General features: G+C 72.7%; 12 protein-coding genes. 5 read left to right on the top strand and 7 right to left on the bottom strand.

Translation table 11 applies throughout. The annotated features are described in order from the left end of the window. Position 1: 1 nt before the first annotated feature. Positions 2-466 (bottom strand): GNAT family N-acetyltransferase, encoded by a 465-nt coding sequence (locus tag O7631_RS05795; protein WP_278143329.1) that lies wholly within the window; start codon positions 464-466, stop codon positions 2-4. 172 nt (positions 467-638) lie between these two features. Here O7631_RS05795 and O7631_RS05790 point away from each other — a divergent pair, with 172 nt between their 5' ends. Continuing rightward, a complete protein-coding gene (locus O7631_RS05790) occupies positions 639-1070 on the top strand; it encodes a hypothetical protein (RefSeq protein ID WP_269681676.1) in 432 nt (143 codons plus the stop codon). Between the two features lie 155 nt (positions 1071-1225). Here O7631_RS05790 and O7631_RS05785 read toward each other — a convergent pair whose 3' ends face one another. The 5 genes from O7631_RS05785 to dnaK form a co-directional block, all read right to left on the bottom strand. Next, complete coding sequence (locus O7631_RS05785; protein ID WP_278143328.1) at positions 1226-1408, bottom strand: hypothetical protein; 183 nt, start codon at positions 1406-1408, stop codon at positions 1226-1228. A 136-nt stretch (positions 1409-1544) separates the two neighbouring features. Beyond that, entirely contained in the window at positions 1545-1985 is a 441-nt protein-coding gene (locus tag O7631_RS05780) for a helix-turn-helix transcriptional regulator (protein ID WP_088991285.1), read from the bottom strand. Positions 1986-2015: 30 nt separating this feature from the next. Then, complete coding sequence (gene dnaJ / locus O7631_RS05775) at positions 2016-3197, bottom strand: molecular chaperone DnaJ (RefSeq protein ID WP_278143327.1); 1182 nt, start codon at positions 3195-3197, stop codon at positions 2016-2018. 85 nt (positions 3198-3282) lie between these two features. Then, positions 3283-4041 (bottom strand): nucleotide exchange factor GrpE, encoded by a 759-nt coding sequence (gene grpE, locus O7631_RS05770; protein WP_269681679.1) that lies wholly within the window; start codon positions 4039-4041, stop codon positions 3283-3285. Positions 4042-4089: 48 nt separating this feature from the next. Then, complete coding sequence (dnaK, locus tag O7631_RS05765; protein WP_278143326.1) at positions 4090-5967, bottom strand: molecular chaperone DnaK; 1878 nt, start codon at positions 5965-5967, stop codon at positions 4090-4092. A gap of 221 nt (positions 5968-6188) precedes the next feature. On the opposite strand from dnaK, the gene O7631_RS05760 reads away from it, so the two are divergent. The 3 genes from O7631_RS05760 to O7631_RS05750 are packed head-to-tail and all read left to right on the top strand — an operon-like array spanning position 6189 to position 10993. Then, complete coding sequence (locus O7631_RS05760; RefSeq protein WP_278143325.1) at positions 6189-8030, top strand: ABC transporter; 1842 nt, start codon at positions 6189-6191, stop codon at positions 8028-8030. Further along, positions 8027-9712: a GTPase gene (locus tag O7631_RS05755; RefSeq protein WP_278143324.1), complete on the top strand. Its 1686-nt coding sequence runs from the start codon at positions 8027-8029 to the stop codon at positions 9710-9712. The genes O7631_RS05760 and O7631_RS05755 overlap by 4 nt, the downstream gene beginning before the upstream one ends. Positions 9713-9769: 57 nt before the next feature. Further along, complete coding sequence (locus O7631_RS05750) at positions 9770-10993, top strand: hypothetical protein (RefSeq protein WP_269681682.1); 1224 nt, start codon at positions 9770-9772, stop codon at positions 10991-10993. Between the two features lie 191 nt (positions 10994-11184). Here O7631_RS05750 and O7631_RS05745 read toward each other — a convergent pair whose 3' ends face one another. Continuing rightward, positions 11185-11808, bottom strand: a complete 624-nt coding sequence (locus O7631_RS05745) for a phosphatase PAP2 family protein (RefSeq protein ID WP_269681683.1) — start codon at positions 11806-11808, stop codon at positions 11185-11187. A gap of 125 nt (positions 11809-11933) precedes the next feature. On the opposite strand from O7631_RS05745, the gene O7631_RS05740 reads away from it, so the two are divergent. Beyond that, positions 11934-12746 carry a hypothetical protein gene (locus O7631_RS05740; protein ID WP_278143323.1) on the top strand — a complete coding sequence of 271 codons (813 nt, stop codon included), beginning with the start codon at positions 11934-11936 and terminating at the stop codon, positions 12744-12746. The last annotated feature ends 323 nt before the right edge of the window (positions 12747-13069 follow it).

Raw genomic sequence — 13069 nt, 5'->3', positions numbered from 1 at the left:
GTCAACCGGTGGGCCCTCCGGTCCACCGGAACGCCGCAGCTGCGTGGGTCGCGCCCTCGCGAAGGTAGAAGCGGTGCGCCTCGGTCCGGGCCAGACCGGACTCCAGGAAGACGTAGTCGGCGCCCTGTTCGTGCGCCCACGTCCTGGCAGCGGCCAGGAGGTTCGAGCCGACACCCCGAGACCGCCAGTCGGGGTGTACGGCGAGATCCTCTATCGAAGCCCGTCGGCCGAAGCGCACCGAGAGGATGTCCACGTAGACGCTGATCACTCCGACCAACTGGCCCTCGTCCGATCGCGCCCCGAAGAGTGCGACGCCTTCGTGGTCGAGCAATTGCGCTGTCCGCTCGACGGCGCGGTCGTTGTCCCAATCCACGGGACGGCTACCGGGAGGGGCGAAAAGCCATTCCAGCCCCGTGACGAACTGAGTCTCGGCGCCTCGCTGGAACTGTCGAACGTGGATTGCCATAGGAGCATCATCGACCGCTCTGTCGATGCGGGGGACCCGCCCATGCCAACGGTTGCGGAATTGCTCCCCACGGGGACTACCGCAGCACCCGGCGGCGGGTTACCGTTTCGCCCCAGCAGCCAGGTTCCGCAGGCAGCGTTGCCACCCGCGGGCCAGAGCGGAAGGTTGGCCGGTGAGCGTGCAGGAGTCGACGTTCCACGGCTTCGCGAACCCCGTCGATCCGAGCCCGGCGGAGTTGCGAGCTTGGGCGTACAAGCCCGATTCGGTGCCGTTGGCCTCGATGCCACCCGACTGGGACCTACTGGTCTCCGGTGACCGACTGGTGCTGACGCTCTTCGAGTTAGCCATGGATCCGACCTGTCCGGCCCGCCGTTTCGCGTTGCACTGTCTCTACATCTACGCGGCCGACGGCATCCGGACGAACTTCCGCGCCCACCCCAAGCGCCGCTTCCGCAAACTCGTGGAACAGGCCGAGCGGGACGGCGACGAACTGATGAAGGTCTGGGCGCACAACGGCCGCGTGCTGTTGGCCCGGCCGGACCTCTTCGTCTATCGCGACTGGTGCGAAGGCGGCCTGGTCCGCGAGAACCGCCGCCTCGGCTGAGGCTCGGCTGGTCGAGATCGACAGCGTCCCGGCCCGCACTCTTCACGTGAACGGGCCGGGACCCCGCGCTGAGATCACCAGCGTCCCGGCCCGCACTCACCCACGTGAACGGGCCGGGACCCCCCGTGGGTCCCGGCCCGTACGTCGGTTGCCGTTCAGTCCTGCTTCTGTTCCTCTTCAGGTCGATTCCGGTCGCCCGCTTCGGCGAACCTGCCGCCGACGACCCGGTCCCGGTAGGTCCCCTTGGTCACCCTGTCGAACTTCTCGCGGACGGTTTCGGCCAGGTCTTCCAACCGGTCTTCCGTCTGCTGGGCCATGTTCTTCGCCGGCTCCGCCATCGCTCCCCTTCGCCATGCCGGTAGGTCCGGATTATCCGATTGGAACCGTATCGACAGGTTAACCGAAGCGGCCCGGGCCGCGCCGGGAAATCCGGTACGGCCCGGGCCGAGGAGGCAGATCCGGGTGAGCGGCGGGTCAGCGACCGGGCGTGCGGCGGGGCCGCCACACCACCAGAGCGGTGGAGGTGCGGTTGGTCGGCACGAGGTCACTGCCGGGGAAGCGGGCCAGGGACTCCAGTTCGGCAATCCGGCGGTACGCGGCGTCGAGCTCCGCCTCCAGCCGAGCCACCCGCTGCTGAGCCTGCTCCAGCAGTCGCTCCAGCCCGATGATGCGCTTCACGCCGGCCAGGTTGATCCCGTCGTCCTGGCTGAGGCGCTGCACCTCGCGCAACAGCACCACGTCGCGGACGCTGTACCGGCGGCCCCCGCCAGCGGCCCGGCCCGGCTGCACCAGCCCGAGTCGGTCGTACTGGCGCAGGGTCTGCGGGTGCATCCCCGCCATGCGAGCCGCAACCGAGATCATCAGCACCTTGGCCTCGTAGGCAGGGTCACCCGAACCGAGGAACTCGCCCGACATCCCGCTCACCTCCGCGTCCATTCCAACGCACTAACTGACCCGACGCACCCGAGCGTCGAGATGTTCCCGGGCAGCCGGCGGGCTCTGCTCGGCGAACGCCTCCAGTGCGGCGCGCGCCTCGTCCGACAACCGGGCCGGAACGGCCACGTCCAACGTGACCAGCAGGTCACCGGCCTGGCCGTCGCGACGAACCACACCCTTGCCGCGGGCCCGCAACACACGTCCGCTCGGCGTACCCGGCGGAACCCGTAGGGTCACCGCGCCGTCGAGCGTCGGCACCCGCAGGTCCGTGCCGAGCACGGCCTCCGCGAAGGTGACCGGCACGGACAACGTCAGGTCGTCGCCGGTACGCCCGAACAGCTCGTCCGGTCGAACCTTGACGTGTACGAAGAGATCGCCGGCCGGGCCGCCGCGCTCGCCCGGCTCACCGCGCCCGGCCAACCGGATGCGCTGACCGTCGGCCACCCCGGCCGGGAACCGCACGTTCATGGTGCGGGTCTTGGTGACGCCTCCGGTGCCGTGGCACTCCGGGCACTTCTCCTCGACGACAGTGCCGACGCCCTGACAGTTGCGGCACGGCTCGGAGAAGCTGAACGCCCCCTGGTCCCGGGTGGTGACCCCGGCGCCGTGGCAGACCGGGCAGGTACGCGGCTGGGTGCCCGGCTTCGCCCCGTTGCCGTGGCAGGTGTCGCAGACCCCCGGCGCGCGCAGTGTCAGGGGAAGCGTCACCCCGCGCACCGCGTCACCGAAGTCGAGCGCCACCTCGGTCTCCACGTCGCGGCCACGGGCCGGACCGCGCGGTGCCGCCTGACCACCGCCCTGGCCACCGCTGAAGATCGAGCTGAACAGGTCCTGGAAGCCGGCGCCGCCGAACCGACGGTCGCCGCCGCCGGCACCGCCGAACATGTCGGAGACGTCGAACGGCATTCCGCCCGGCTGGCCCCCGCCCCGGGCGTTGCGCCGGAAGGCACCCGAGCCGAACAGCGAGCGCATCTCGTCGTACTCACGTCGACGACCCGTGTCCGACAACACGTTGTACGCCTCGGACGCGGCCTTGAACCGCTCCTCGGCCTTGGCGTCGCCCGGGTTGTGGTCCGGGTGCGACTCGCGGGCCAGCTTGCGGTACGCCTTCTTGATGTCATCGGCGGAGGCGGCCTTGTCCACGCCGAGCACGGCGTAGAAGTCCTTCTCGATCCAGTCCTTGGAACTCACCGGTCCACCTCCTCTCGACCCTCGTGGCCCGGCCGTCCCGCCCACCGTTGGATGGTGGGCGGGACGGCCCGGTCACTGTCTTGCACTATTCCGGATCCGCGACCGCTACCAGCGCGGGGCGCAGCAGCCGCTCGCCGAGCTGGTAGCCGCGCCGCATGACCTGCACGCAGGTCGGCTCGCTGACGTCGGCCGAGGTCTGGTGCGCGACCGCCTCGTGCCGGGTCGGGTCGAACGGGTCGCCCTGCTCGCCGAAGGCGTTCAGGCCGAACTTGCCCAGCGCGGTGGTGAGCTGTTCCGCCACCGTGCCGAACGGCCCGACCAGGTCGCCGTGTTCCCGAGCGCGGTCCAGGTCGTCGAGGATCGGCAACAGCGCGGCCAACACCGAACCCGTCGCCTGCTCCTGCACCAGGCTGCGGTCCCGGTCGACCCGCTTGCGGTAGTTGGCGTACTCCGCCGACACCCGCTGAAGGTCCCTGGTGCGCTCGTCCAGGTCGGCCCGGAGCGCCTCCAGTTCGGCACCGAGCGAGGTGCCCGGGCCGCCGCCGTCCACCGGCTGCGCCGGGGCGTCCACCACCGCCGGACCGGACGGCTCCGGCCCGTCGGTGGAGTTGACCTCGACCTCGATCTCGTCGACCACGACCTCGGCGTCCTCGACGAGGCCCTCGGCCGGCACGCCGGTCTCCGCGTCGGCCGCGGTGCCCTCGGGCTCCGAGGTGTCGATGAGCTTGCGGTTGTTGCGGATGACGACCCCCTCCCCGTCGCCGGTGGTCGGCTCCGTGGTCGCGGAGCCACCCGGCGTCGACCCGGTGTCGTCCGGGTCGGCGGCTCGTGGCTTCTGCGTCATGCGGCTACCTCATCCCCTTGGCGGTGGAAACGTGTCGGAGGCCGACGGTCACTTCTTGCCGTCCTCGTCCACGATCTCCGCGTCGACCACGTCGTCGGCGCCGCCGGCCTGCGTGCCGGTCGCGCCCGCCGCACCGGTGGCACCGGCGGCACCCGGGCCGGGCTCGCCGCCCGGCTGCTGACCCTGCTCGGCCTGCTGCGAGTAGAGCAGCGAGCCGGCCTGCTGGGAGACCTGCGCCAGCTTCTCGTGCGCGGACTTGATCTTCTCGATGTCCTGACCGCCGAGAGCGCCCCGAAGCTCACCGAGCGCCTCGTTGAGCTGCTCCCGGTTCTCGGTGGGCAGCTTGTCGCCGCTCTCCGCGAGGAACTTCTCGGTCTGCCACTGGAGTGCCTCGGCCACGTTGCGGGTCTCGGCGTCGTCGCGGCGGCGCTTGTCCTCCTCCGCGTGCTCCTCGGCGTCCCGGCGCATCCGCTCGATGTCGTCCTTCGGCAGCGAGGAGCCGCCGGTGATCGTCATCTTCTGTTCCTTGCCGGTGCCCAGGTCCTTGGCGTGCACGTTGACGATGCCGTTGGCGTCGATGTCGAAGGCGACCTCGATCTGCGGCACGCCGCGCGGCGCCGGCGGGAGGCCGGTCAGCTCGAAGGTGCCGAGCTTCTTGTTGTACGCGGCGATCTCCCGCTCACCCTGGAAGACCTGGATCAGCACCGACGGCTGGTTGTCGTCGGCCGTGGTGAAGACCTCGGACCGCTTGGTCGGGATGGTGGTGTTGCGCTCGATCAGCTTGGTGAAGATGCCGCCCTTGGTCTCGATGCCCAGGCTCAGCGGGGTCACGTCGAGCAGCAGGACGTCCTTGACCTCACCTTTGAGCACACCGGCCTGGAGGGCGGCGCCGACGGCGACGACCTCGTCCGGGTTGACGCCCTTGTTGGGGTCGCGGCCGGTGAGCTGCTTGACCAGGTCGGTCACGGCGGGCATCCGGGTCGAACCGCCGACCAGGATGACGTGCTCGACGTCGGAGATCTTGATCCCGGCGTCCTTCACGGCCTGCTCGAACGGGCCCTTGCAACGGTCCAGCAGGTCCTGCGTCATCCGCTGGAACTCGGCGCGGCTCAGGGTCACGTCGAGGTGCAGCGGGCCGGCCGCGCCGGCGGTGATGTACGGCAGGTTGATGTTGGTGGTGGTGGCGGCGGACAGCTCGATCTTGGCCTTCTCGGCCGCCTCGCGGAGCCGCTGGAGGGCCATCTTGTCCTGGGACAGGTCGATGCCGTGCTCACCACGGAACGTCTTGACCAGGTGGTCGATGATCCGCTGGTCCCAGTCGTCGCCACCGAGCTGGTTGTCACCGCTCGTCGACTTGACCTCGACGACGCCCTCGGCCAGCTCCAGCAGCGACACGTCGAAGGTGCCGCCACCGAGGTCGAAGACCAGGACGGTCTGCTCCTTGGAGCCCTTGTCCAGCCCGTACGCCAGGGCGGCGGCGGTCGGCTCGTTGACGATCCGCAACACGTTGAAGCCGGCGATCTCACCGGCCTCCTTGGTGGCCTGCCGCTGGCTGTCGTTGAAGTAGGCCGGAACGGTGATCACCGCGTCGGTGATCTGCTCACCCAGGTACGCCTCGGCGTCCCGCTTGAGCTTCATCAGGGTCCGGGCCGAGATCTCCTGCGGGGTGTACTTCTTGCCGTCGATGTCGACGGACCAGTTCGTGCCGACCTCGCGCTTGACCGACCGGATCGTCCGGTCCGGGTTGGTCACTGCCTGACGCTTGGCGACCTCACCGACGAGCACCTCGCCGTTGCGGGCGAACGCGACGATCGACGGGGTCGTCCGCGAGCCCTCAGCGTTGGCGATGACGGTGGGCTCACCGCCCTCGAGAACGCTGACGCAGGAGTTCGTCGTGCCGAGGTCGATACCGACCGCACGTGCCATCTTCGCTTCCTCGCTTCGTAAGGTTGTGCAGGTGACGGGCTCTGCCCGCGGCTGCCTGGCGAGCACCGCCCGCAGCGGGCCCCACCACAAGTTGAGTGAACTTGACTCAATACTGCCACGCGTTGGCCAATCGTCAAGTCGACTTGAGTCAACCCGACGCAACCCCACTCGCAATTACCGTCCGGTTGTCTTCCCTTGCATCGGTCGGGCACGCTTTAGCGGTGACGACGCACGGCGATCCCGCCACCCGTTCCGGCGCGCCTGCCGTCGCCACCCGCACCGGCCCGCCGGACGCCACGGAGGAGCCGTCCGCCACCACCGGGGACGACAGCCTCCCCAGCGCGCTGTCGGGCCTCCGGGAGGCGATCGGTGCTACCCGGTACCCTCTCGCGCTGCCCTCGGCCAGCGCCTCCCGGCACACCGCCACGGCCCTGACCGACCAACTCGACGACTACCTGCTGCCCCGGCTCGCCCGATTGGATGCCCCCCTGCTCGTGGTGGTCGGCGGCTCCACCGGGGCGGGCAAGTCGACGCTGGTCAACAGCCTGGTCAAGGCCCGGGTCAGCGCCGCCGGCGTGCTCCGGCCCACCACCCGGTCCCCGGTGCTGGTCTGCAACCCGTCCGACGCGGCCTGGTTCCGGCAGGGTGACCTGCTGCCCGGGCTGACCCGCACCACCGAACCGAGCGAAGACCCGCGCGCCCTGCACCTGGTCACCGCGCCGGCCCTGCCCGCCGGGCTGGCCTTCCTCGACGCGCCGGACATCGACTCGGTGGTCGACGCCAACCGGGCCCTCGCCACCCAACTGCTGGCCGCCGCCGATCTCTGGCTCTTCGTCACCACCGCCGCCCGGTACGCCGACGCGGTGCCGTGGGAGCTGCTGCGCAGCGCCCGGGCGCGAGGCGCCGTGATCGCCATGGTGCTGGACCGGGTGCCCGCAGAAGCCGCCGACGAGATCTCCGCGCACCTGGCCGAGATGCTCGCCGAACAGGGCCTCGGCCAGGCGCCGCTGTTCGTGCTGCCGGAGACCTGGGTCGACGGGCAGGGGCTGCTGCCCGAGGCGGTGACGGCGTCACTGGCCGACTGGTTCGCCCGGCTGGCCGCCGACGCGGACGCCCGGGCGGCGGTGGTCCGCCAGACGTTGGACGGGGCGCTGGCCGCGCTGCACCCCGCCGTCGAGGAGTTGGCCGACGCCGCCGACGAGCAGATCGCCGCCGCCGACGCGCTGGACGAACGGGTTCGGGCCGCGTACCGGGGTGCCGAGCGCACCGCCGAGCAGGGGCTCCAGGACGGTCGGCTGCTCCGGGGAGAGGTGCTCGCCCGCTGGCAGGAGTTCGTCGGCACCGGCGAGCTGTTCCGCACCCTCGAAGCCCGGATCGGCCGCCTACGGGACCGGGTCGTCGCCGCTGTCACAGGGCGGCCGGCACCCGCCACCGAACTTCGCAACGCCATCGAGTCGCAGCTGGTGACACTGCTGCGCGGGGTGGCCTCGGAGGCAGCCGAATCCGCGTACACCGGGTGGAAGGCGCACCCGGCCGGCGCCGGGCTGCTCGACCCCGCGCTGGCCCACCCGAGCGACGACCTGCCGGAACGCGCCGAACGAATGGTCCGGGACTGGCAGCGCGGGGTGTTGGAGCTGGTCCGGGTCGAGGGCGGCGACAAACGGTTCGTGGCCCGCACCGCCGCGTACGCGGTCAACGCCACCGGGCTGGCCGTGATGATCGCCGTCTTCGCCTCCACCGCGTTCATCCCGACCGGGTTGGAGGTGGCCACCGGGGCCGGCACCACCGTCGCCGCGCAGGCCGTACTCCAGGCGATCTTCGGCGACCAGGCCGTGCGTACCCTCGCCGCCAAGGCCCGCACCGACCTGCTGAGCCGGGTGCGGACGCTGCTCGACGCGGAGGCCGACAGGTTCCTGAGTCGCACCGCGGACGCCCGCCCCGCCGCGGACGTCGGCGACGGCCTACGCCGGGCCGCCGGGCGGGTCGAACTGGCCCGACACCGCAGCGGCCTGTCCGCCGCAGGCGACAGCCGGCCGGCCGGCGACGAGGAGGGTGACCGGTGACGAACATCACCGGCCGGATCCGCGAGGCGTTCCGCGGAGACCAACGGGTCGACGCCGACGCGCTGATCGCCCGGCTGGACGCGGTACGTCGGTTCCTGGCCGCGGTGGACGGCCTGCTGCCGGACGCCGAGCTCGTGCCCGCACACACGGTGGTCGAGCGGGCCGGCACCCGGCTCGCGCTGTCCCGGGACCACACGGTGGTCGCTCTGGCCGGCGCGACCGGCAGCGGCAAGTCCAGCCTGTTCAACGCGTTGGCCCGGTTGGAACTGTCGCCGGTCGGGGTCCGCCGTCCCACCACCGGCGTCACCCACGCCTGCGTGTGGGGGCCGTTGGAGGGCGCCAACCGTCTGCTCGACTGGACCGGCGTGCTGCCCCGACACCGGTTCGTCCGGGAGAGCGCCCTGGACGCGGACGACGAGTCGGCCCTGCACGGGCTGATCCTGCTCGACCTGCCCGACTTCGACTCGGTGCAGCGGTCCCACCGGCTGGAGGTGGACCGGCTCCTCGGCCTGGTCGACCAGGTGGTCTGGGTGGTCGACCCGCAGAAGTACGCCGACCGGGTCATCCACGACAACTACCTGCGCGAGTTCCACCGGCACCGCGACGTCACGCTGGTCGTGCTCAACCAGGCCGATCGGCTACCCCCGGCCGAGTTGCCCCGGGTCATGGACGACCTGCGCCGACTGCTCGACTCGGACGGGCTGACCGGGGTGCCTCTGCTGGCCACCACCGCCATCGACCCGGCCGGGATGGTCGGGCTGCGCGACGCGTTGGAGCGGACCGTCGCCGAGCGGCAGGCCTCGCTACGGCGGCTGGCCGGCGACGTCGACACCGTCGTCGTCGGTCTGGACGCACTGGTCGGCTCGACCCGGCCCGCCGGCGGCCCGGACGACGGGGCTGTCGCCGGGTTGAACCGGGCGTTGGCCGACGCTGCCGGCGTGCCGGCGGTGAGCGAGGCGGTCGAGCGGGCGTACCGGCATCGGGCCGGCGCCACCACCGGCTGGCCGGTGGTCCGGGGCTGGCGGCGGTTGCGGCCCGACCCGCTGCGTCGGCTGCACCTACCCGGCCCGGTCGGCGCGGACGCCGACCCGGCGGAGAGCCTGGTGGCGGCGACCTCGGTGCCCGACCCCACCGTCGCGCAGCGCTCCGCCCTGGGCCTCGCGATCCGCGCGGTGGCCGACCGGGCGGCCGGCGACCTGCCCGCCGCCTGGCCGACGGCGGTGACCGCCGCGGCCCGGTCCCGCCTCGACGACATGCCGGACGCGCTGGACCGGGCGATCGCCGGCACCGACCTCGGCCTGGACCGTCAGCCGGTGTGGTGGCGGGTCGTGGGCGGTGTGCAGTGGTTGGTGACCCTGGCCGCCGCGGTCGGTCTGGGCTGGCTGGTGCTCGGCTACGCGCTACGGATACTCGGTCTGCCCGCGTTGGACAACCCGATGGTCGGGCAGGTGCCACTGCCGACGCTGCTGCTGCTCGGCGGGCTGCTGGCCGGGCTGCTGGTGGCCGCGCTGACCCGGCCGGTGATCCGCTGGGCCGCCCGGCGCGCGCGGGCCCGTGCCCGGCAGCGGCTGACGGTCCGGGTCGCCGAGGTGGGCGAGGAGTACGTGCTCGCGCCGGTGCGAATCGTGCTCGCCTCGTACGCGCAGGCACGCGACGCGCTGCGGGACGCCGCCCGCCGCTGACATCCGACGCGACTCGCTACCGCTCTGCGTACGCCCTGGGCGGCGTAGGGTCGAAGCATGGCCACGCCTCAGACCCCCTACGACGCGGTGCTGCACGCCGCACGCGACGTGACCAAGCTGGAGTCCGCCCTCGACGCCGAGATGCTCGGCAGCGCGCTGCTGGGCAGTGTCTACGCCATCGCGGAGACCGACCGCGACACCGCCGTACGGGAGTTCGTCACCGGGTTCCTCGCCGCCACCGCCCGCCGCCGGGTCGCGTCGGCGACCACCATCCGCCAGATCTTCGCCAGGCTCGTTCCGGACGCCGAGGGCACCGAGCGGGTACGCCCGGGCAGCCAGGCGCCCAGCTGGACCGGTCAGCTCGGGCGGGTGCACCTCACCGGCTCCTGGGCGTACGGCGACGTCTACGGCGACCAGACCTCCTACCTCGCCACCTTCGCCTACGACGACGCGTCCGGCGGCTCCGAGCACGCGCTGGTGGCCCTCGTGGACCACAACATCGGGATCACCAAGGACATCTTCGTCGGCGGCCCGGCCGAACGGATCCTGGACCAGGTCCGGCAGATGTGCGCGGACGACGAGCTGACCTGGTTCCGTACCGAGAACCCGGCCCGGCTCCGCGGTGAGGTGGCCCGCCACCTCGCGGTGACCGACGAGCTGAGCGAGTTGCCGGGCGAGGGTTCGCTCGCCACCGACCGGGCGCTCGTCGGCGCCCGACTGGCGATGCTGCCCACCGCGACCGAGCCGACCGGTCCGGCGGAGGTCGAGCCGCTCTCCGCCGCCGAACGCACCGACCTGGTCCGGCGGTTCCTCGCCGCGCCGGAGGCCACCCGTTTCGGCCTGGACTCCGTCGACGGCCCGGAGTTGGCCTCGCTGCACTTCTGCCTGAGCCTGCTGCTGGACCACTCGGCCACCTTCCCGGACGCCGACCCGATGCGTTGGAGCCCAGCGGTGTCCGGGCTCTTCCTGCTGGACTGGGTGCACCGTCGGGCCGTGCTCGACATGGACGACGCGGCGATGCTGCCCCGGGTGCTGCGGGCATGGGCGCGGTACGCGTCCCGCCAGCGCGGCCTGCCCGAGGCGGCGACGACCCGCACCGACGAGGCGATCGAGGAGATGGTGCCGGAGTTCGCGCGCCTCTACTCGACGGGTGAGCGACGCAGCGCCGCCACCGCCGCCGTGGCCCAACTGATGGCCGACGGGGTGGACCCGGACGACCCGGCCGCGCTGGACGCGTGGATCGAGGCGAACCGACACCGCCTCGCCGACGACGGCGCCTGACGACATCCGAGGCGGGCGGTGCGATGCCGCCCGCCTCGACCAGGCCCGGCGTTCCGCCGCCGGCGCGGCGTTGCGGCCGGCGCGGCGTTGCGGCCGGCGCGGCGTTGCGGCCGGCGCGGCGTTGCGGCCGGCGCGGCGTTGCGGCCGGCGCGGCGTTGCGGCCGGCGCGGCGGCCGGGCGGGCGGGCCCGTTCAGCGCAGCGGGCCGAAGACCGCCGCGGCGATCAGTGCGCCGAGCACGCCGCCGGCGAGCACCTGCGGCACCGTGTGGTCGCCCAACCGCACCCGGGACCAGCCGACCAACGCCAACAGCGGGGCGGCGACGACCACGCGCGTCCCGAAGCTCAGCGTCAGGATGACCAGGGTGCCGGCGGCCACCGCCGAGTGGATCGACATCTTCCACCAGTGGCTGACCGACACGGCTATCACCAGGCCGACCAGCCCGGCCAGGGCCAGCGCCAGCACCGGGCGGGGTGCGTCGAGCACGGCGAGCAGGGCGAGCCCTCCCGCAACTGAGCCGAGGCCTACCAGCAACGGAGCCCGACGCTGCTCCCGTCGGCCGATGTGATGGTCCGTGAGCCGGCCGCGGCGTACCCCGCCCACGATGTAGGCGAACGGGATGCCGGTGACGAAGAACGTGGCGAGCAGCCCCCAGACGAGACCCTGACCGGGGCGGCTCGCGCTGTGCCAGCTCACCGTGAGGATCAGCAATGACACGAGCACTGCCGGTGCGGTCACCTCGGTGACCAGCCGGGCGACCCGCTGCCCCGGGCCGGGTCGGGCGGTCACCGGGCGGAGTTCCGCACCGCCGCCCACGCCACCCCCTCCGGTACGCGCCTACCGTCGAACGCCCCGGCACCGGATGGACCACGGCTGTTCGTCACCGTACCGCCGGGGGCACCGCGGAGTGTGTCGGTCGGGCCAGCGGCACCGAGCGGATCGTGGGAGCAGCGGTAGCGGTCGGCTACGACGGAACTGCCGGGCCGGGCCGGCTGGCCGCTGCGGCGGTGGTCGCGGGCGTGGTGGACGGCGGCGGGGTCGCGGACGGCGCAGGCGTCGTGGACGGCGGCGCGGGCGTCGTGGACGGCGGCGCGGGCGTCGTGGGTGGCACGGACCGGGTGCTGGTCGGTGCTGCGGTGGCGGTCGAGGGGTCGGTCGGCGTGGAGGTCGGACCCGTCGTGGGGTTCGGGTCGAGGGTCGTCGTCGGCTCGGACGTGGGCGTCGGGTCCACCGTCAGGGTCGGGGTCGGATCAGGCCCGGTGGAGCCGGTCGGATCCGGGTCCGGCGAATCCGTCGGGTCCGGATCCGACGAACCGGTGGGGTCCGGGTCGGTCGGATCCGGGTCTGGTGAACCGGTCGGGCCCGGGCCGGTCGGCGAAGCGGTCGGCGGCGGCGGAGCGACGGGCGGTGGCGCGGCCGGCGAGGTGCCCCGGGTGGGTTTCGGTGCCGGCGGCCGGGTCGTCCCCCGCAGGGCGGGGCCCCGGTCGGCAGTGGCCGGTTGCTCCGGGGAACGGCGGGGAGCGGCGGGCAGCCAACCGCTGGGCGGAGCGACGCTGGGCGTACCGGGCGGTGGGAGCCCTGGCTGGCTGGTCATCGGCAGCGGGATCAGCACCGGCCCGACCGACGGGGTCGGGATGAAGGGGGTGCTGCTGTCCGGCAGCGCGGTGCTGCCCGGGGTGGCCGAGCCGGCGCTGATCGCGGCGAGGATCGGCATCGACGCGGTCCCGGCCAGCAGGGCGACGGTGAGCAGGTAACCCCGGGTGGGGCCTCCGCTGCCGGGGGCACGGTGCGCGCCGACCACCCGGCGGTAACCGCCTGCGGACCGGTGCCGGCCGAGCGCCGGTGTGCCGGGACCGTCACCTGGCTCGTGCACCGCACACCCCTTGTCGTAGCCGTCGGCCGAGATGGAGAGACGCCCCGTCAAAGCTGGCAAATAACCTGATAGGCGCGATCCTGCGGGAATCAGCCTTCCGCAGTCACCCTGCGTCAGCCAACCTCCACCGCGTGTCGACACGCGGAGCTGACCGAACGGTGACGAATCGCCACCGGATCGCCCTGGAAACGCAGCCCGGCATGA

Origin of the sequence: Micromonospora sp. WMMD967 (genome assembly GCF_029626165.1) — a bacterium.
GTDB lineage: Bacteria > Actinomycetota > Actinomycetes > Mycobacteriales > Micromonosporaceae > Micromonospora > Micromonospora taraxaci.
The sequence above is the reverse complement of the archived record's forward strand: the minus strand, read 5'-3'. Positions and strand labels throughout refer to the sequence as shown.